At 62.1% G+C, this 17,453-nt stretch carries 14 protein-coding genes and 3 pseudogenes; 9 read left to right on the top strand and 8 right to left on the bottom strand.

Annotation, left to right across the window (positions count from 1 at the left end; all coding sequences use genetic code 11):
• Positions 1–10: 10 nt before the first annotated feature.
• The 3 genes from trbB to NKH36_RS27940 all read right to left on the bottom strand — a co-directional run bounded on the left by trbB (position 11) and on the right by NKH36_RS27940 (position 3,533).
• Positions 11–979: a P-type conjugative transfer ATPase TrbB gene (gene trbB / locus NKH36_RS27950; RefSeq protein ID WP_352964566.1), complete on the bottom strand. Its 969-nt coding sequence runs from the start codon at positions 977–979 to the stop codon at positions 11–13.
• Positions 976–1,389 (bottom strand): CopG family transcriptional regulator, encoded by a 414-nt coding sequence (locus tag NKH36_RS27945; RefSeq protein ID WP_352964565.1) that lies wholly within the window; start codon positions 1,387–1,389, stop codon positions 976–978. The genes trbB and NKH36_RS27945 overlap by 4 nt, the downstream gene beginning before the upstream one ends.
• A 116-nt stretch (positions 1,390–1,505) precedes the next feature.
• Positions 1,506–3,533: a conjugal transfer protein TraG gene (locus NKH36_RS27940; RefSeq protein WP_352964564.1), complete on the bottom strand. Its 2,028-nt coding sequence runs from the start codon at positions 3,531–3,533 to the stop codon at positions 1,506–1,508.
• A gap of 95 nt (positions 3,534–3,628) precedes the next feature.
• Between NKH36_RS27940 and NKH36_RS27935 the strand changes: the two genes are divergently transcribed.
• Complete coding sequence (locus NKH36_RS27935) at positions 3,629–3,928, top strand: LysR substrate-binding domain-containing protein (protein WP_352964601.1); 300 nt, start codon at positions 3,629–3,631, stop codon at positions 3,926–3,928.
• 943 nt (positions 3,929–4,871) lie between these two features.
• On the opposite strand, the gene NKH36_RS34930 is transcribed toward NKH36_RS27935, so the two are convergent.
• Positions 4,872–5,126 (bottom strand): Y4lK-related protein, encoded by a 255-nt coding sequence (locus NKH36_RS34930; RefSeq protein ID WP_502912129.1) that lies wholly within the window; start codon positions 5,124–5,126, stop codon positions 4,872–4,874.
• Positions 5,127–5,907: 781 nt separating this feature from the next.
• Here NKH36_RS34930 and NKH36_RS27930 point away from each other — a divergent pair.
• The 8 genes and pseudogenes from NKH36_RS27930 to NKH36_RS27895 form a co-directional block, all read left to right on the top strand.
• Positions 5,908–6,072 carry a hypothetical protein gene (locus NKH36_RS27930; protein ID WP_352965290.1) on the top strand — a complete coding sequence of 55 codons (165 nt, stop codon included), beginning with the start codon at positions 5,908–5,910 and terminating at the stop codon, positions 6,070–6,072.
• A gap of 114 nt (positions 6,073–6,186) precedes the next feature.
• Complete coding sequence (locus tag NKH36_RS27925; protein WP_352594214.1) at positions 6,187–6,378, top strand: hypothetical protein; 192 nt, start codon at positions 6,187–6,189, stop codon at positions 6,376–6,378.
• A gap of 627 nt (positions 6,379–7,005) precedes the next feature.
• A complete protein-coding gene (groES, locus tag NKH36_RS27920; RefSeq protein ID WP_352964560.1) occupies positions 7,006–7,302 on the top strand; it encodes a co-chaperone GroES in 297 nt (98 codons plus the stop codon).
• A gap of 62 nt (positions 7,303–7,364) precedes the next feature.
• Positions 7,365–9,020 carry a chaperonin GroEL gene (gene groL, locus NKH36_RS27915; protein WP_352965288.1) on the top strand — a complete coding sequence of 552 codons (1,656 nt, stop codon included), beginning with the start codon at positions 7,365–7,367 and terminating at the stop codon, positions 9,018–9,020.
• 231 nt (positions 9,021–9,251) lie between these two features.
• Positions 9,252–9,512: an ABC transporter permease gene (locus tag NKH36_RS27910; protein WP_352965286.1), complete on the top strand. Its 261-nt coding sequence runs from the start codon at positions 9,252–9,254 to the stop codon at positions 9,510–9,512.
• A gap of 34 nt (positions 9,513–9,546) precedes the next feature.
• Entirely contained in the window at positions 9,547–9,888 is a 342-nt protein-coding gene (locus NKH36_RS27905) for an ABC transporter permease family protein (protein WP_352965284.1), read from the top strand.
• A gap of 640 nt (positions 9,889–10,528) precedes the next feature.
• Positions 10,529–11,587 (top strand): annotated as a pseudogene (locus tag NKH36_RS27900) (HPP family protein); the annotation flags it as partial.
• Between the two features lie 13 nt (positions 11,588–11,600).
• Positions 11,601–11,776, top strand: a pseudogene (locus NKH36_RS27895) (biotin synthase BioB); the annotation flags it as partial.
• A gap of 199 nt (positions 11,777–11,975) precedes the next feature.
• Here the strand turns inward: NKH36_RS27895 and NKH36_RS27890 are convergent.
• The 4 genes and pseudogenes from NKH36_RS27890 to NKH36_RS27870 form a co-directional block, all read right to left on the bottom strand.
• The gene (locus NKH36_RS27890) at positions 11,976–12,683 is read right to left on the bottom strand and encodes a B3/B4 domain-containing protein (protein ID WP_352965282.1); all 708 of its coding nucleotides are present in this window, start codon (positions 12,681–12,683) and stop codon (positions 11,976–11,978) included.
• Entirely contained in the window at positions 12,661–13,926 is a 1,266-nt protein-coding gene (locus NKH36_RS27885; protein ID WP_352965280.1) for a trans-sulfuration enzyme family protein, read from the bottom strand. The genes NKH36_RS27890 and NKH36_RS27885 overlap by 23 nt, the downstream gene beginning before the upstream one ends.
• Before the next feature lie 456 nt (positions 13,927–14,382).
• Positions 14,383–14,955 carry an ester cyclase gene (locus tag NKH36_RS27875; protein ID WP_352965278.1) on the bottom strand — a complete coding sequence of 191 codons (573 nt, stop codon included), beginning with the start codon at positions 14,953–14,955 and terminating at the stop codon, positions 14,383–14,385.
• Between the two features lie 65 nt (positions 14,956–15,020).
• Positions 15,021–17,415, bottom strand: a pseudogene (locus tag NKH36_RS27870) (transketolase).
• Positions 17,416–17,453 lie beyond the last annotated feature (38 nt).

Raw genomic sequence — 17,453 nt, 5'->3', positions numbered from 1 at the left:
AAGTGACCTTTCAAAGTTGCTGAAGTTGTGGGAGCGTGAGTTGGTTGACGGCGTAATCGCCGCTGCCGTCGAGGCCGGCGACCTCGGCGATCGCCTCAATGCGGCGCGAGGGACCGCGGCCGGCGATGAAGACGATCAGGTCGACGGCATCGGCGATGAGGCGGCGGGGAACGGTGACGACGGCTTCCTGTGCGAGCTGCTCGATACGGTAGAGAGCGGAGCGGGCCGAATTGGCGTGGACCGTGGCGATGCCGCCGGGGTGCCCGGTATTCCATGCCTTCAGCATGTCGAGTGCTTCCGCGCCCCGGACTTCGCCGACGATGATGCGGTCGGGTCTGAGCCGCAGCGTCGAGCGCACCAGATCGGCGAGCGTGACCGACCCCCGCCTCGTCCTCAAGGCAACGCAATCCTTCGCCGCGCATTGCAGTTCGCGCGTGTCCTCGATCAGGATCACCCGCTCGTCGCATTCGGCGACTTGTGCCAGCAGCGCATTGGCAAGCGTCGTCTTGCCCGACGACGTACCGCCGGCGACCAGAATGTTGCGCCGCTCGCGGACCGCCTTCTTCAACGCATCGGCCTGCAGCGGCAGCATGATCCGGTCCGCGACATAGTCGGCCAGCGTGTAGAGTTTTGCCGCAGGCTTACGGATGGCAAAGCATGGCGCCAGCACGACAGGTGGCAACAGCCCCTCGAAGCGCTCGCCCGATGGCAATTCGGCACTGACAATCGGGTTATCCGCGTGCGCCTCGGCGCGCACATGGGATGCGACCAGGCGGATGATGCGTTCTGCCTCGGAAGGGTGCATGTGCACGCCGGTATTGACCCGACCCTCTCCCAGCCGGTCGAGCCGCAGCGCACCATCGGGATTGACCATCACCTCAATGACGGATGGTTCGGCAAGGGCTTCGGTGATCGCCGGCCCCATGGCAGTGCGCAGCATGGCACGGCGGCGATGGTCGGCTTCCGGATGAGAACTCATTGTTCCCCTCCCCCGCCATTGTCGCCACCAAGCGACCGTTTCCCGGAAGCGATCTGGCGGCCGACCTGCTCGACGAATTTGTCGAAGCGCTCCTGGGCAATCGCCTGCGTGGCCCTGTCCGGGACAGGCGTGTGCGCATGAAGCGTGATCGAAAAGCGGATGAAGAGCGCCAGGCTCTCCAGGATCATCTCGACATCGCGCCTGACGTGACCGAGGTCGCGGGAAAGACGGTCGAGCCTCTTGCCATAGCGCTGGTCGAGCTCATTCTCGCCACGCCGCTCGATAAAGGCCTCAACCGCCTTCGCCACGACCGCTGATTTGGTGGTCGAGGGATTACGGCTGAGCTTCTCCAGCTTCTCGCTCAATTCGGGTTCAAGCAGAAACTGATGACGAATGCGGTGCGGCTTCATGCGGCTCGTTCCAACTGGCCGGCGCTGCTGCGCCGGCGGCGGGAATAAGCATCGTCGAGATCCCCGAAATTTCTTACGGCCGTTATCTACGCTGAAATGCGCCTGTGCAGCGGAGCTCAGAAGCCGGGCACGATGTCCTTGTCTTCGCCCATTCCTTCATTGATGCCATAGGCGCGCGCCGCGATGGAAACCCGATCCATGACGCGCTTGTCGGCGAGCGCCTCGCAGTCATCGTCTGCGGGCGTGAACAGATCGCCCTGATCAGGCTCCTGGGCGACGATGGTCTGTTCTTCGGGCAGGCCCGGGTGGCGCTGCTGCTGGACACCTCCGTCTTCGATTGCCGCACCGGCACTGTCGTCGTCGCCAGCAAGACGCCGATCCACGCCGCGCACCTGTCCGCTCCAATCGTCCCGGCGCGACGTAGGCCGATCCGCGTAGGCACCGTCGCGCAGCACCGGCGAAGGCAGCACTCGCTCCGTGAAATTCGGATCCTGGTAATAACGCAACTTCTTGGCGCGAATCGGCGGCAATCCCGAAACCAGGATTAGTTCGTCAGCCTGCGGCAACTGCATCACCTCGCCCGGCGTCAGCAGGGGGCGAGCGGTCTCTTGGCGGCTTACCATGACGTGGGACAACCAGGGCGCCAGCCGATGGCCGGCATAGTTGCGCATCGATCTGAGTTCCGTCGCGGTACCGAGCGCGTCCGAGATGCGTTTGGCCGTGCGCTCGTCGTTTGAGGAAAAGGCAATGCGCACATGGCAGTTGTCGAGAATGGCGTTGTTCTCGCCATATGCCTTGGAGATTTGGTTCAACGATTGCGCGATCAGATAGGCGCGGACGCCGTAACCCGCCATGAAGGCCAGCGCGGTCTCGAAGAAATCGAGCCGTCCCAGCGCCGGAAATTCGTCCAGCATCATGAGAAGTTGGTGCTTACGGCTTTTCTTCGGGTCACCTTCCAGCCGTTCCGTCAGTCGCCTTCCGATCTGGTTGAGCACCAGTCGCACCAGTGGCTTGGTGCGCGAGATATCCGATGGCGGCACGACCAGATAGAGCGACATCGGTCGCTCGGCATCCGTCAGGTCCGCAATGCGCCAGTCGCAGGCCGATGTTGCCGCGGCCACGGTTGGATCGCGATAGAGCCCGAGGAACGACATGGCGGTCGAGAGAACGCCTGAACGCTCGTTCTCCGACTTGTTCAGTACCTCGCGGGCCGCCGAAGCGACTACGGGGTGGACCTGAGGCCTATCCGCCGTGCCGAGGTGGTTGGTGGTCATCATCCGCAGCAGTGTTGCGGCAAACGAGCGTTGCGGGTCCGACAGGAAGGTGGCGACACGGGCAAGTGTCTTTTCCTCTTCGGCGTAGAGCACGTGCAAGATGGCGCCAACTAGGAGTGAATGACTGGTCTTCTCCCAATGATTCCGCCGCTCCAGCGCGCCTTCCGGATCGACGAGAATGTCTGCGATGTTCTGAACGTCCCGGACCTCATCTGGACCTTTGCGCACTTCCAGCAGCGGGTTGTAGTGCGCCGATCTCGGATCGGTCGGATTGAACAAAAGGCAGTACGAGAACTTTGATCGCCAGCCGGAGGTCAGCTGCCAGTTCTCGCCTTTGATGTCGTGAATGACGGCCGAGCCGGTCCAGGAAAGAAGCGTCGGAACAACCAGTCCGACCCCCTTGCCCGAACGTGTCGGCGCAAAGGCCATGACGTGTTCCGGTCCATCATGGCGCAGATAGCGATCCTTCAGTTCGCCAAGGAAAACGCCGGCCGGCTGAAAGAGGCCTGCGTTCTCGACCTCCCGAGTCGCGGCCCATCGTGAGGACCCATAGGTGGTGACCAACCCCCGCTGCCGTGCGCGCCAGAGGGAGCCAGCTATCGCGGCGGCACAGCCCAGGAACCCGCTGGCTCCGGCAAGCATGCCGGCCTTGTCGAAGACCTCAGGCGCATAGGCGTCAAATTGGAACCACCATTCGAACAGTTTCCACGGTTGGTAGATCGGCCAGCCGACTGTCACAAACCATGGCGCGCCGAGTGGCGGCTGATAGGAGAGCATGTGGGCGCACCATTGGGTTGCAGTCCACACGCCAAGAATGACAATTGCGAATACGACAGCGATCTGCCCAATCAGCAACTTCGTGGGTGTCAATGGCTTTGCTCCGCTCTTTGGGCAGACGGACCAAACATCGCGCCGAGCGATGAGAATTCGAACGGCCTCTACGTGCGACTAGGTGCGATGACAAGATTGATAGGCATTGTTCAGCTGCCAAAAGCGAAAATCCGCCGCAGCAATCTATCGGCGCGAATGGCAGGCTGGCGGTCAAAGGCCCGCATGCCGAGCTCAGCGCGGCACTTTCCGGACTGGGGATCGCCCTGCTGCCAGACGCGATGACGGCGTCGCACATCCGCGCCGGCCGGCTGGCCCACGTCCTGCCTGAACTTGCACGCAAGGGCGGAGGCCTGAACCTTGTATATCCCTCGGGCCGCCACCAATCGGTGCGGCAGCTGATCGAGTTCGTTGTCATGAAGATGGGCTGCGCATAGATTGCGCTTTCAGGACAAGGTGAACCCAATCAATCGGCGCCAACATAGCATCTTACTTCCGGACATCTCCGTTCCACCACGGGATCAAAATGGGGCGGGGCGGTCAGCGCCGAGGCCAAAGCGCAATCTCGGACGTGGCCAGCTCGTTTTGCCTTGCGTTACTTTCACCGACGGTCGAGCGCCTAGCCCACCCGCGGGCCGATAGGGCTGCGACGTTTTCGCACGTGCGATAAAGTTATTGTGCATTGCGAAGCCGACCGGATGCCGGTAACTTTTTATTGTCGGCCATCTACTCCTCCCAGATGCGATGCTGACAAACAGCGGGCTCACCTCCTCCCGAGTTCGCCCAAATAGAGAGCCCGCTGCACCTCCTCCCGCAGCGGGCTTTTTTTGCAGCTCGCCACCCGCTAGTTTGATTTCCTGCTAGGCACGTCCGACGGCTTCGTGGCACAATAGCGTCTCGACCGTGAACCGGGGTCGGGTCTCGGCGCCTATCGGCACAATAAGCCCTTGAATCTTGATGGGGCGGGGTCACGCCGGGCGCCAATTCACGCTCAGTTGCCTGAATTGAGAATACCAAGCCGACTGCGGTTCCACACTGCACCTTTATGCTACTTTTCGAGCACAGATGGCGAACATGCGGGAGGCTGGACGTCAGCTTTCTGGCGCGTTCAACAGGGTTTCCAACCGTCGGACGCTCCCGAGCACCAAGTCGAAATTCGGCACAGGCCTAAAGATCATTGCGGTCATGGCAACATAGTCTCGCCGGAGGGTGTCAACCATTTCGTCAAGCGGCAGCAGGGCGAAGGTCGGCGGTTAGGCTGACGCAAGGTCGTAGTCCTTGCGGTTGAAAAACATGCGAGCATGAGCCACGCAGTCGGCGCCAAGTTCCTTGTTCGCGATCGCCCGGCGGCCGGTTTCGGACTCCATGAGCCGATGGATTTCATAATATTGGCGCGAGATCCGTAGTCCGCCACCACGCAGCTCTGCCAATCTCGACGAGCGTTCGCTGCGGCTCAATGACGAGGCTAACCTCAATATTTACGGCGAGGAGTTCGCCGCCGAACAGATTGCGATATTTTACGACGACCTGAAACGGTCGCGGCAGATCAGCCTTGCGCCAGGGTACCTTCCCGTCAACATCGCCCAGTGAATAGCCTAAGTGACCGATCGCACAGATATCGCAGCCAGCCTCGATCCCTCGTCGACGAAGGCGGGAATCTCGCTCGCTTTCATTAGTCGCATGTTGCTGGTCTCGCAGATATCTCCGTTGGTGGTCGGCATGGAAATTGCGCCGACGCCCATTGTGCTCGAACCTGCACGCACTTCGCTACCTGTGCACTTGCACAGGTTGTAGGGTCTCAGGCCTGCCGAAGGCGCCGGATCGAGCGTTCCTGCGCATTTGTTCATTGTTGGCACCCAGGGCACTCAACCGTGTTGCTAGAACAGCCCACCTGCTTCATTCCAGCAAGGCAGCACTGGCCACCGGAACGCTCCCCTTGCCCGCACTGAAAGGCGATGCCGGCGTTCAGGCAGTCGGAGTCAGTCATGCCGAGGCGCCATTTCCTTTTCCTCGCAAGTCGCTCGAGCCGCACGCGCTCCTTTCGCTCTGGAGTCCAGTGGGTTGGGCCGAGGTTGGCCCAATCGGGGGGATCGGCGCGTTTCCATTTAGCTATAGGCGAGGAAAAGCTCCTTAAATCCCGCAGTCAGGAGTCCACCAATCGGTCGAGATGGCTGCGAACCGCGCTGCGGGCGGGATTGGTGCTCCGACGGATCGGTACCCAGTAACCTGCGCCATTTCTTCTTCGATGGCATTATCGCCCCCCCCCGAGTATAGCTAAGTGGCGTGGACAAACCTGATCCACACGACCTAGCGCGATTTGGAGCCAACCGGCCTGGGACCTGGCGGCCGCCTCTGGCTCTACGCCGCAAAATCGGGCCGGTTCCGCGCGTCTGCATCGAATGACGCCGGTCAGAGGTTGTCTCGGAACGGGGTGCTCGGCATTTACGATCCGACCGAGCGCCAGCGAGTGATCGTCGGCGGGCTCGACGGCGGCATCATGTCAGGGGACTTCGGCTTCCAGCCGCGCGAGGAATGCCGAGACCTCGGCGTCGATGTCGACCGGTTCAGTCACCGTGGGTGACGTCCTGGCTAATCCCCCGATCATCTCCGATTTAATTCAAATTTGTCTGTAGATATTGACGATTGCGCGACCTTCACCTCGTAGACGGCAATGCGGGCGGGTAGAGAGGGTCCTATGACAAGCGATTTTTCCGCCGCTCGAGTGCATTTAGATCGAGCGTATGACTACCTTTGTGGCGATGACCCGATGAGTCGAAGGGGACGCGAAGCCTTGGACCTGCTAATTGAGGCGGTTGCCGTCGAAGAGTTCAAGCAGCCACGCCAAAACGCGGAGGTGCTAAGGTTTCCGATTGGGCGCCGCTTCTGAGGCAATCTCCACGACCGCCATGTAGCCTCAGGTGAGGCGCTCACCGGACGGTTGCGCCGCCACTATGAACCCATGGTGAGCAAATCCTCCCAGAACGCCACGCCCCGCATGAGCCGAGGCGGGCAACAAAAAATGGGGGGCCAAAGCGCGTCCATGAAACAGCGCCGCAGGTAAAATTCAGCAGAATGTCCATCCTGGCGCCTTCAGCGGCGATGCGCAGCCAGTTCTTGCGGTGACTATCGGGTGGCCGGAGTCCTGGCGCCCGCGCGGCGGCCACACCGTAAAGACCGAGTGGACCGTTAACGCAGGAATCCTGATGGCGCTCACCTCTCATTATATCGGTCGCGCGTAACGTTTGCGGATCATCCGCTCACCGATCGTGCCAAATTAACAAAGCCTTCAATTACAAATGGTGAGCCGCCCCATCCATGTCCGATCTCCGACGTCGGTCCACGTAAAAGGCTCGGTGCTTCCACGCTCTTTTGCTCTTCGCCCGTCCCTCTTCCGTCTTGACTAGCAGGAGCCTACGGCCTATCTCACTGCCGCGTTAGCACTCGCTTCTGGTGAGTGCTAACCACGCTCCGGCAACGGAGAACCGTTCAACATCCGCACCAGGGAAATCCAAAAATGGCAAAGTCGAATTTCCGGCCGCTGCATGACCGCGTGGTCGTTCGCCGCGTCGAGTCCGAAGCGAAGACCGCCGGCGGGATCATCATCCCCGATACGGCGAAGGAAAAGCCGCAGGAAGGCGAGATCATCGCCGTCGGTTCCGGCGCCCGTGACGAGGTCGGCAAGCTCGTCCCGCTGGACGTCAAGGCCGGCGACCGCATCCTGTTCGGCAAGTGGTCGGGCACCGAAGTCAAGCTCAATGGCGAAGACCTTCTGATCATGAAGGAAGCCGACATCATGGGCATCATCGGCTGAATATCGGCCTCACCGTCACTTAAATCTTCGGGCTCAATTCAAGCCCTTGCCAGGAGCTAAAAATGGCTGCCAAAGACGTAAAATTTTCTCGCGATGCCCGTGAGCGCATGCTGCGCGGCGTCAACATCCTCGCCGACGCAGTGAAGGTCACGCTCGGCCCCAAGGGCCGCAACGTTGTCATCGACAAGTCGTTCGGCGCACCGCGCATCACCAAGGACGGCGTCACCGTCGCCAAGGAAATCGAGCTTGAAGATAAGTTCGAGAACATGGGCGCGCAGATGGTCCGCGAAGTTGCTTCGAAGACCAACGACATCGCCGGCGACGGCACCACGACCGCGACCGTTCTGGCGCAGTCGATCGTCCAGGAAGGCCACAAGGCGGTTGCCGCCGGCATGAACCCGATGGACCTGAAGCGCGGCATCGACCTCGCGGTAACCGACGTCGTTGCGACGCTGATCAAGAACGCCAAGAAGATCAGGACCTCGGAAGAGGTTGCCCAGGTCGGCACCATCGCCGGCAACGGCGATGCTTCGGTCGGCTCGATGATCGCCGAAGCGATGCAGAAGGTCGGCAACGAGGGCGTCATCACGGTCGAGGAAGCCAAGACTGCTGAGACGGAACTCGAAGTCGTCGAAGGCATGCAGTTCGACCGCGGCTATCTCTCGCCCTACTTCGTCACCAACGCCGACAAGATGGTTGCGGATCTGGAAGACGCCTACATCCTTCTCCACGAGAAGAAGCTCTCCAACCTGCAGGCCATGCTGCCGATCCTCGAGGCTGTCGTGCAGACCTCGAAGCCGCTGGTCATCATCTCGGAAGACGTCGAAGGCGAGGCTCTTGCCACGCTGGTCGTCAACAAGCTGCGTGGCGGCCTGAAGATCGCCGCCGTCAAGGCGCCCGGCTTCGGTGATCGCCGCAAGGCCATGCTGGAAGACATCGCCATCCTCACCGGTGGCCAGGTCATTTCCGAAGACCTCGGCATCAAGCTCGAGAATGTTGGCCTCAACATGCTCGGCCGCGCCAAGAAGGTGTCGATCTCCAAGGAGAACACCACCATCGTCGACGGCGCCGGCAAGAAGGCCGAGATCCAGGGCCGCGTCGCCCAGATCAAGCAGCAGATCGAGGAGACCACCTCGGACTATGACAAGGAGAAGCTGCAGGAACGTCTCGCCAAGCTGGCGGGCGGCGTTGCCGTCATCCGCGTCGGCGGTGCGACCGAGATCGAAGTCAAGGAAAAGAAGGACCGCGTCGATGACGCCCTCAACGCGACCCGCGCGGCCGTCGAAGAAGGCATCGTTCCTGGCGGCGGCGTCGCGCTCCTGCGCGCTTCGCTGGCCATCACCGTCACCGGCGCCAACTCCGACCAGACCGCGGGCATCAGCATCGTGCGTCGCGCGCTGCAGGCTCCGGCTCGCCAGATCGCGGCCAACGCCGGTGCGGAAGCATCGATCGTTGCCGGCAAGATCCTCGAGAACAAGGGCCCGACCTTCGGCTTCAACGCCCAGACCGGCGAATATGGCGACATGATCGCCATGGGCATCGTCGATCCGGTCAAGGTCGTGCGCACGGCTCTCCAGGACGCGGCCTCGGTCGCCGGCCTGCTGGTCACCACCGAAGCCATGATCGCGGAGGCTCCGAAGAAGGAGTCGGCTGGCGGCGGCATGCCAGGCGGCATGGGCGGCGGCGGCATGGGCGGCATGGGCGGCATGGATTTCTAAGGAAATCCATCAGCACGCCGATGAACTGATAATGCTCAAGCCCGCAAGCGGGCTTGAGTGGCGGCATGGATTTCTAAGAAGTCCATCAGTCTTCAGATACGGAAAGGGCGGCCGAGAGGTCGCCCTTTTTCGTGTGCCGAGCATGATCGACAGCTTTAGACGTGCAAGTCCTCTACCCAGCCTGATGGCGGCGAAGCGCAACGGCGTCGTCGTGAGACGGGGTCTGGCCGTGTGCTTTCGTTCAGCCGCTGGTCGAAACTCACGACGATCGTGCTGCCTTCCGCCGCGCCGTCGATCTTTACAGGGCTGCGAGAAGGCCTTGCCAACGGCTGGCAGACCCTGGTTGCGGTAGAACTCATCGCATCGTTCGAAGGGCTCCGATACCTGATGGCCTATGGTCGTCAGCTCTTTCAATTGGAACTCGTTCTTTCGGCCATGATCGTGGTCGGCCTGACCGGATTGGTGATCCACGGCCTGCTCACGCTTGCCTAAAACCATCTGCAACGCTGGCGTCCGGAGACCCATGATGAGCCTGATCACGATTGCAGGTCGGGATAGGCTGTCGCACGGCGCTTCCATCGCACCGCCGCCCTTCCGCTTCATCGGCCGACATCTGCGGCCGCTTGCGGTGCCGATGGCGCTGCTCGCGATTTGGGAGTTGCTCGCCCATGCCGGCGCTGCTGACCCACGTTTTCTACCGCGGCTGGAACAGGTGGCGGCCCGCGGCATGGCAGAGTTCAGCCGAGGTGGCCTCGGCTCCAATCTTCTGGCGAGCCTGGAACGTGACCTGATCGGTTTCGTGTGTGGCAGTGTGGCGGAATCGCGCTTGGTCTGGCGATCGGATTTTCCCGCCTCATCGAACGCCTGAGAGACTCGTGGTAACGGTTGTGTTACCGCTACATGGCCTGATCACGTTGACGATGCCAGCACCTTCATTGGCCACTCTCTCGACCATCTACGTCACATCAGGCTCCCCCGCCCGATCGACACGAGCCGGCTCTGTAACCAGGCCGCCGTCATATGGCGGTTCCACGACGGCACTGGCAGTCGTCTTCTCAGCGGCCACAGGTGGACGTTTCAGCATGACGCCAACGAATCCGATGGTGGCAAGGACAGGCAGACCAAGCACCGCGTAGAAGCCGTACTCCGCTGGAGTGCGCCTCGGAAGTGGAGCGACAACGGCCTGATTTGTCTTGCCATGCCGACATTGTCAGCACGCTTTTCGAAGCCTCTGAATTCCTTCGTGTCCATCCCAGCTCGACTTGCGACCATCCCCATTTCCGGCTGCCTGCGGCACGGTAGCCCCTGGCCTCTTGCTGCGCTCGAGCGGATCAGCGTGCCGTCCGCCCCTCTGGCTGATCAAAATGTCTGCACCCATTTGGGAATGGCCGCTTCGCGCAAAAGTATTCCCCCGTGAGCCGACTTTCCGAATTGGCTTAACTTCCAAATCTGTGGCTTTGCCTGCATTGCGGACCGCGGAGTTCCGACCACTCGCCCAAGGGTATGCCATGGCGTTTCGTCTCTTTGTTCCGATCCTTGCCGGTGCAACGCTGCGCGAGCGGCTGCTCGCCTGCATCGGGGCCATGATCGGCATCGCATTGACTGGCGTGATCAGTGCGCTGGCGAACGGGTCTGGCCCACATGTCGCACTGCTGGTTGCTCCAATGGGAGCATCGGCCGTGCTGCTCTTCGCCGTGCCTTCAAGCCCGCTGGCGCAACCTTGGTCGATTATCGGTGGCAACACGATTTCGGCGCTGGTCGGGGTGATCGTGGCGCATTTCGTGCATGAACCCGTCCTTGCTACCGGCATTGCGGTGGCGCTGGCCATCGCCGCTATGTCATTCGCGCGCTGCCTGCATCCGCCGGGCGGCGCCGCCGCCTTAACCGCGGTGTTCGGCGGACCGGCCGTCTTCAGCTCGGGCTTGCTGTTTCCCTTCGTTCCGGTAGCGCTGAACTCGATCGTGCTGGTCGCACTCGGCTACGGCATCCATAAACTGTCGCGGCGCAACTATCCGCATGTGGCAGCCCCCGCCCTTAAAAGCACGCATGGCACCATCGATCCGCCGGCGCGGGAGCGGGTCGGCTTCCAGCCCGAGGACATCGATGCCGCGCTCGGCGCGCTGGAGGAAACCTTCGATATCGACCGCAACGATCTCGAGCGGCTGCTGCGGCAGGTCGAGTTGCAGGCGATGGTGCGCTCCCCCCGGACCCTGCTGTGCGAGGACATCATGTCGCGCGATGTGATTTCGGTCGATGAACATGCGCCTGCCGACCAGGCGCGTCATTTGCTGCTCGATCACAACATCCGGACGCTGCCGGTGACCGACCCCGAGGGCGGGCTGGTCGGTGTAGTTGGCCTGCGCGAGCTGACGAAGGCGACCGACACGGTGAGGGCTGTGATGTCGAAGGCTGGCACCGCCTCTCCCGATACGCCGGCGATGAGCCTGCTGCCGGTGCTCACCGACGGCCGCCGCCATGCCGTGGTCATCGTCGATGCCGAGCGACGCATTATTGGGCTGATCACCCAGACCGACCTGCTGGCGGCGGCAGCGCGCGTACACATGGCCGACACAACCGCAGATATCGCCAGGCTCATTCTCCTGGGCTCAGGCACTTCACGATGCCCCCTTCAACAATTTCCTCTTTCTTGCGCAGACCGTGCACCGCCAGAATTCGATCCCAACAAGGTCCAGCTCAGCCGGCTTCTCAGCATCAAGACAGGCGGCTGCCCGGAGGATTGCGGCTATTGCAGCCAGCGTATCAGAGGGCATCGCGATAAAAGTACGCCAAACAACGCTAAGGAGAACAAACGGTGATCTGATTTCATTCGACGCTCGTTTTCGAGAGCCGTTCTGGGTCGTTCGCAATCAACTGTGTAGGTCAGCGGAGCGAGCAAGGAGCGCCAGATCTGGACAGGGCTGAGTGGGGTGTTTTTCCGAAAGGTGGGGCCATGCCCTAAGGGACACGAGATGTAGTGGACTCGTCGATCCGCGCGGTTTCGATTCGCGCACCCGGGCACAACGCTTGGATAAGTCCCATCAGATGCTCTCCGATGGCCGTCATCTGTTTAGCTGACATTGGGCCGAGGGCTTCCAGCACGAGCCACATGGCGCGGGTATCGACCGTGACCATGGTGCGCCGCCCCTGCCGCCAGTTCCAGCGGCGGCACGTGACACCGGCATCATCGCACCAGATGACTTCGCCCGGTTCGGGATGCTCGGTTACCATTTCACCTTGCTGGATCGTGTCGAATGGCTCCGCTCCCTTCGCAATTAAAAGTCTCGGGACCCCTTGGTAGAGATCGAGATCCTCCCCGCCAATCGGAACGCCATACAACACGCTGACGGCATTGTAGGCATCGACCAGCGGGGATATCCGCGGGAGAGAGCCATCTTTCCGCACCCGCTTGAGAAGCGCGGCGGCCGAGCACGGCGTTCGATTGGCCTTTGTGCCGAAAGCCTCGTAGGCAACGGCCCACGCCGCAAGATGCGCGTCCCTTTGGGCGTCATCGCGAAGCGCCGCCTGTTCCGCCGCCGCAATCGTGTCGTTCAACGCCTGTGCATCCGGCACGTCGATTTCAGCGTTCCGCACCACAATGCTGATCAGATGAAAATCCGGGTAGCGGGCCTTGATCTCGGGGTCAATCAATGGCGTGAAAGACATGGGAGCTCTTTTCTTTGGGGAGGCTTTGCGCTGCGGGTCGTTCGGGAAATGTATGAAGAAAGGTGCTTGTCGAGCGTCCAGATCTTCTGGCATCGGCGTGGTGCATGCCGCACCATGCGCTGGATAATTCCATCATTCGGCCGTGGACAAGGCCTGGTAGAGATCGTCGATTATGTCTTGCGGGGTGCTCGAGCCCGACCGAGACGCGCAGCAACCCCGCCGGAGCAATCGACCTTGGTCCTTCTACAGAGGCCCGATGCTCCATCAGCGAATGCGTGCCCCCAGGGCTCGTGGCCCGCACCACAAGATTGAGCCGCCCAGCGACCGTCATGGCTGCCTCGGCGCCGCCTCGAACGATTAAGGAAAGCATGGCACCGTAGCCAGACATCTGCCGCCCGGCCAACTCATGGCCCGGGTCATCGGGCAGGCCCGGAAAGAGAACACTTTCGACTGCCGGATGTTTGCCCAGCGCTTCGGCGACTTTCTGGGCGCCGTGACAGTGGGCTCGCATGCGAACCGGCAAAGACTGCAGCCCACGAAGTGCCAGCCAGCAGTCGAAGGGAGCCGCGATGCTTCCCTTGTGCCGCTGGATCATGCGCAGGGGGCGTTCCAGAGACGCGGCGTCCGGCAAGACGACGACCCCAGCCATCATATCGGAATGGCCACCTATGTATTTCGTTGCCGAATGCATCACGGCATCGGCCCCCAATTCGAACGGGCGCTGGAGGACGGGCGTCGCCCAGGTGTTGTCAACCACCGCAATCGCACCGGCCTCGTGCGCTATGCCGCAAGCCGCCCGGATATCCACGATACGGATGAGCGGGTTCGAGGGGGTCTCGATCCACACAAGGCCCGTGGGGGCGGCACCCACGGCCGTGCGCAGCGCGTCCAGGTCGCGCATGTCGACGGCGACGAAATCGAACCGGCTTCCGATATCGGTTTCGTCAATCAGCGATCGGATGCCGAAATACATGTCGTCCGGCACGACAATGCGATTGCCCTTGCGGGGGTGCGCCTCGAACACCGCCGTAATGGCGGCCATGCCAGACGAGAAGGCGACAGCGGCGTGACCTCCTTCAAGCGCGGCCATCGCCGTTTCGAAGGCGTTCCGCGTCGGGCCCGACGGGTAGCCACCGTCCGCACTCCGTTCGAAGGTCGTACTGGGATGGAAGGGGATCGTGACGGCGCCGGTGAAAGGATCGACACCTCGACCCGCATGTATCGCTTTGGTTTCGAGTTGCATGGAGCACCTCCTTAGGTGGATCTGAGAAGGAAGACGGCAGGAATGGCCAAAAGCAGACCGATTCCCTGTGTCATTGAAGGCCGCTCGCGCAGAACCTTAATGGCCAGCACGATCGTCGCGACCGGGTAGAGCGAGGCGACGGCCGCGGTTTCGGCCAATCCTCGGTGGCGAAAGCCACCATCAGCAACAGGTTTGCAATTCCATCGAGAAGGCTGGCCACGGCGGCAATGCTGAGGCCGCACGGGCAAGACGCGTGGCTTCGGCACCCCGGGCGGCACCGCCAAGAAAGTCGCCCGCACCGAATGCGACGGCAGCGAGACCTGCAGCCATCACTCTCATGCGTGGAACACCGCAGGATGCGTGGGGCAAATCGCGGATGCGTGTCCACCCGCCCCATTGCTGGCCGTGGTTCCTGCTGAACGGCAATTGCTCCACAGACGATGAGCCGGCGCATCTTCATCGATCCCTGGGACTACGTGATGACGCGGTTGAAGGGTCAGCCCCGGTCGACGCCGCGCGGAACTCCGGTTGCTCGTGCGCGATGCCGTCGATCCGGCTAATCAGCCCGTGAATGTCGCCCAGCACCCAGAGGTCTCTCACCTTGCCGTCCTCGAATGTGAAGATCGGCATGCCGTCCCACCACACGTGCCGACCGGTGGGGGCGCGACCGAACAGCGGACGGCGATGGATTCCGTGGAAGCGGAGCTTCGCTGCGACCCGATTTCCCTCCCCGACCATTTCCAGGATGTCGGATGTGTAGTGATCGAGAGAGCTTGTCACCCATCTGACATAGTCAGCGAACGCACTGTGCCCCACGAGAACCGGGCCGAGCGACCCGCGGAAAGTGAACCCCTCATGAAAGATTGCCGGGATCAAGTCGACGGCCGCGTGATCCCACATGTCCTTGTAGAACACCCGGACGATCTCTTTCTGCGGGCTGAGCTCGATGTCGTCGAACGTCATCACCTTCTCATGCTCATCGGGCGCGATACTCATGAATGCCTCCTTTTGCCGCTTGATATCGAGCATTCGAACCGGAACGCCCGTGGAACCAGCCGATCCGTACCGGCCACGGACGACCCGGTAGCTCATGGTCAGGGCAGCGCCTTCCGGTAGCGAATAGCCGATCCCGCACTGACCGCCTGTGCCGCATGTACGATGGCGTTGGTGTCTAGGCCGTGGTGACGGTAGAGGTCCGCAATCGTGCCGGTCTGACCAAAGTGCTCGACCCCAAGCGCCTTGACGCGATGCCCGTTCACGCCGCCGATCCACGCAAGCGTCGCCGGGTGACCATCAATTGCGGTAACGATCCCGCAATCTCGCGACAGCGGCGCCAGCATCCGCTCGACGTGGCTAAGGGCGCCGGTCGTTCCGCGCTGGCGGGCACGCTCCGCTGCCTGCCAGCCCGCGTTCAGCCGGTCCGCTGACGTGATTGCCATCAGCCCGACGTCGCGCCGGTCCTCTGCCAGAAGCCCCGTCGCTGCAATCGCCTCCGGCGCGACAACGCCTTGATAAGCGATCACCACGCTGGCGTTCGGCCCAGGCGGTCGCAGCCAATAGGCGCCATTGACGATATCCCGTGCCAGGTCCGGCCTCATGTCGCGCAGCGGCTGCTCGAGCGGCCGGGTGGACAAGCGCAGATAGACCGACCCTCCGGTCTGATCACGCAGCCATGTCGTCTCGTCCGGATCTCCTTCGCCGTTGCGCTGCATGTAATCGAACGCGAAGCGCATGATCACGGACAGCTCGTCGACGAAGGCCGGTTCGAAGGCGCAAAGCCCATCCTGCGCCATGCCGATCAGCGGGGTGCCTATCGATTGGTGCGCCCCGCCCTCCGGCGCCAGCGTCACGCCGGAGGGCGTGGCGACCAGCATGAAACGCGCGTCCTGGTAGCAGGCATAATTCAGTTGATCGGCGGAACGATAGATGAACGGGTGGTAGACCGTCCCGATCGGCAGCAGACGGACGCCGTTGATCGAATGCGATAGTCCGAGCGCCCCGAGCATGATCATCAGGTTTGACTCTGCGATCCCGAGTTCCAGGTGCTGCCCCTTCGGTCCGAACTCCCAACTGTAGGTGGAGGGGATGCGTTCGGCCTTGAAGGTGTCGGCCATGGTCTCGCGGCCAAAAAGGCCGCGCCGGTTGACCCAGCCACCGAGATTGGTCGAGACCGTCACATCGGGCGAGGTGGTGACGATGCGTTCGGCAAGCAGACTGCGCTCGCGTGCGATGTCGTTCAGGATCTGGCCGAAGCCCATCTGGGTCGACAGCGGCTTGCCGGGCTGTCCCGGCAACGGAAGGGTTGCGGGCACCGGCACCGACGGCGCCGACAACCGCCGACGCCCCTCACTGAAGAACGGCGCCTTGGCGAGGAGGTCGTCAAGCTCCGCTTCCGGCAGGGTGGCGGCGGCCCATTTGTCCCACTCCTCACCCGGCTTGACGCCCATTTGCCGGCGGAAACCTTCCATCTGCGCAGGCGTCATCTGTCCCGCATGGTTGTCCTTGTGTCCGGCAAGCGGCAGACCGTAGCCCTTGATGGTGTAGCAGATAAAGCAGACGGGTCGGTCATGCCTGGAAGCCGCTTCGAAGGCTTCGAGGAGGCTCGGCATGTCATGCCCGCCAAGGTTCGTCATGAGTGCCTGCAACGCGTCGTCGGAGCGGCGTTCAATCAGGGCGGCGACCGGCCCCTGATCTCCGATCTCGTCGAGGAGCCGCTTGCGCCAGGCCGCGCCTCCCTGGAAGGTCAGCACCGCATAGAGCTGGTTGGGACACCGCTCGATCCACTCGCGCAGCTTCTCGCCCCCCGGCTCAGTGAAGGCTGCCTCTTGCAGAGCACCATGGCGCAGGATCATCACATCCCAGCCGAAATTACGGAAAATCTGCTCGAACCGCTGCCAGAGGCCCTCCGGATCACGGCGTCGAGCGACTGGCGGTTGTAGTCCACGATCCACCAGCAGTTCCGTAGCCCGTGCTTCCAGCCCTCGATCAGGGCTTCGTAGATGTTGCCCTCGTCCATTTCGGCATCGCCGATCAGGCTGATCATCCGACCCTCGGGGCGGTCCTTCATCCAGCCATGGGCCAAGACGTAGTCCTGCACCAGCGAGGAAAACAGCGTCTGCGCGCGCCGAGACCCACCGACCCGGTCGAGAAATCGACATCGTCGATGTCTTTGGTCCGCGAAGGGTAGCTTTGGGCGCCCTTGTAGCCGCGAAAGTTCATGAGCTTTTCACGGGTCTGGTTGCCGGCGAGATACTGGAGTGCGTGGAAGATCGGCGCCGCGTGAGGTTTGACCGCCACCCGGTCCTGCGGGCGCAGCACCGATCCGTAGAGTGCAGTCATGATCGTGCTCAGGGAGGCGGAAGAAGCCTGATGGCCGCCGACCCTGATCTCATCTCCCCCGCGGACGTGGTTGGCGTGGTGGATCGTCCAGGCTGCGAGCCAAGAAGCGCAGCGCTCGATCTCGTTCAAACATGCAAGTTTCGTCATCATTCACTTCCCCGAAAATCAGCGGTCGGACCGATGCCTCC

This window comes from Mesorhizobium sp. M1312, assembly GCF_040318115.1.
Taxonomy (GTDB): Bacteria; Pseudomonadota; Alphaproteobacteria; order Rhizobiales; family Rhizobiaceae; genus Mesorhizobium.
This window is presented reverse-complemented; position numbering and strand designations above follow the sequence as displayed.

Coding starts and splice junctions, on each gene's coding strand:
- NKH36_RS27905 (WP_352965284.1), top strand. CDS start 9,547: ATGAGCCTGATCACGATTGCAGGTCGGGATAGGCTGTCGCACGGCGCT.
- NKH36_RS27890 (WP_352965282.1), bottom strand. CDS start 12,683: ATGTCTTTCACGCCATTGATTGACCCCGAGATCAAGGCCCGCTACCCG.
- groES (WP_352964560.1), top strand. CDS start 7,006: ATGGCAAAGTCGAATTTCCGGCCGCTGCATGACCGCGTGGTCGTTCGC.
- NKH36_RS27875 (WP_352965278.1), bottom strand. CDS start 14,955: ATGCTCGATATCAAGCGGCAAAAGGAGGCATTCATGAGTATCGCGCCC.
- trbB (WP_352964566.1), bottom strand. CDS start 979: ATGAGTTCTCATCCGGAAGCCGACCATCGCCGCCGTGCCATGCTGCGC.
- NKH36_RS27945 (WP_352964565.1), bottom strand. CDS start 1,389: ATGAAGCCGCACCGCATTCGTCATCAGTTTCTGCTTGAACCCGAATTG.
- NKH36_RS27885 (WP_352965280.1), bottom strand. CDS start 13,926: ATGCAACTCGAAACCAAAGCGATACATGCGGGTCGAGGTGTCGATCCT.
- groL (WP_352965288.1), top strand. CDS start 7,365: ATGGCTGCCAAAGACGTAAAATTTTCTCGCGATGCCCGTGAGCGCATG.
- NKH36_RS27925 (WP_352594214.1), top strand. CDS start 6,187: ATGACAAGCGATTTTTCCGCCGCTCGAGTGCATTTAGATCGAGCGTAT.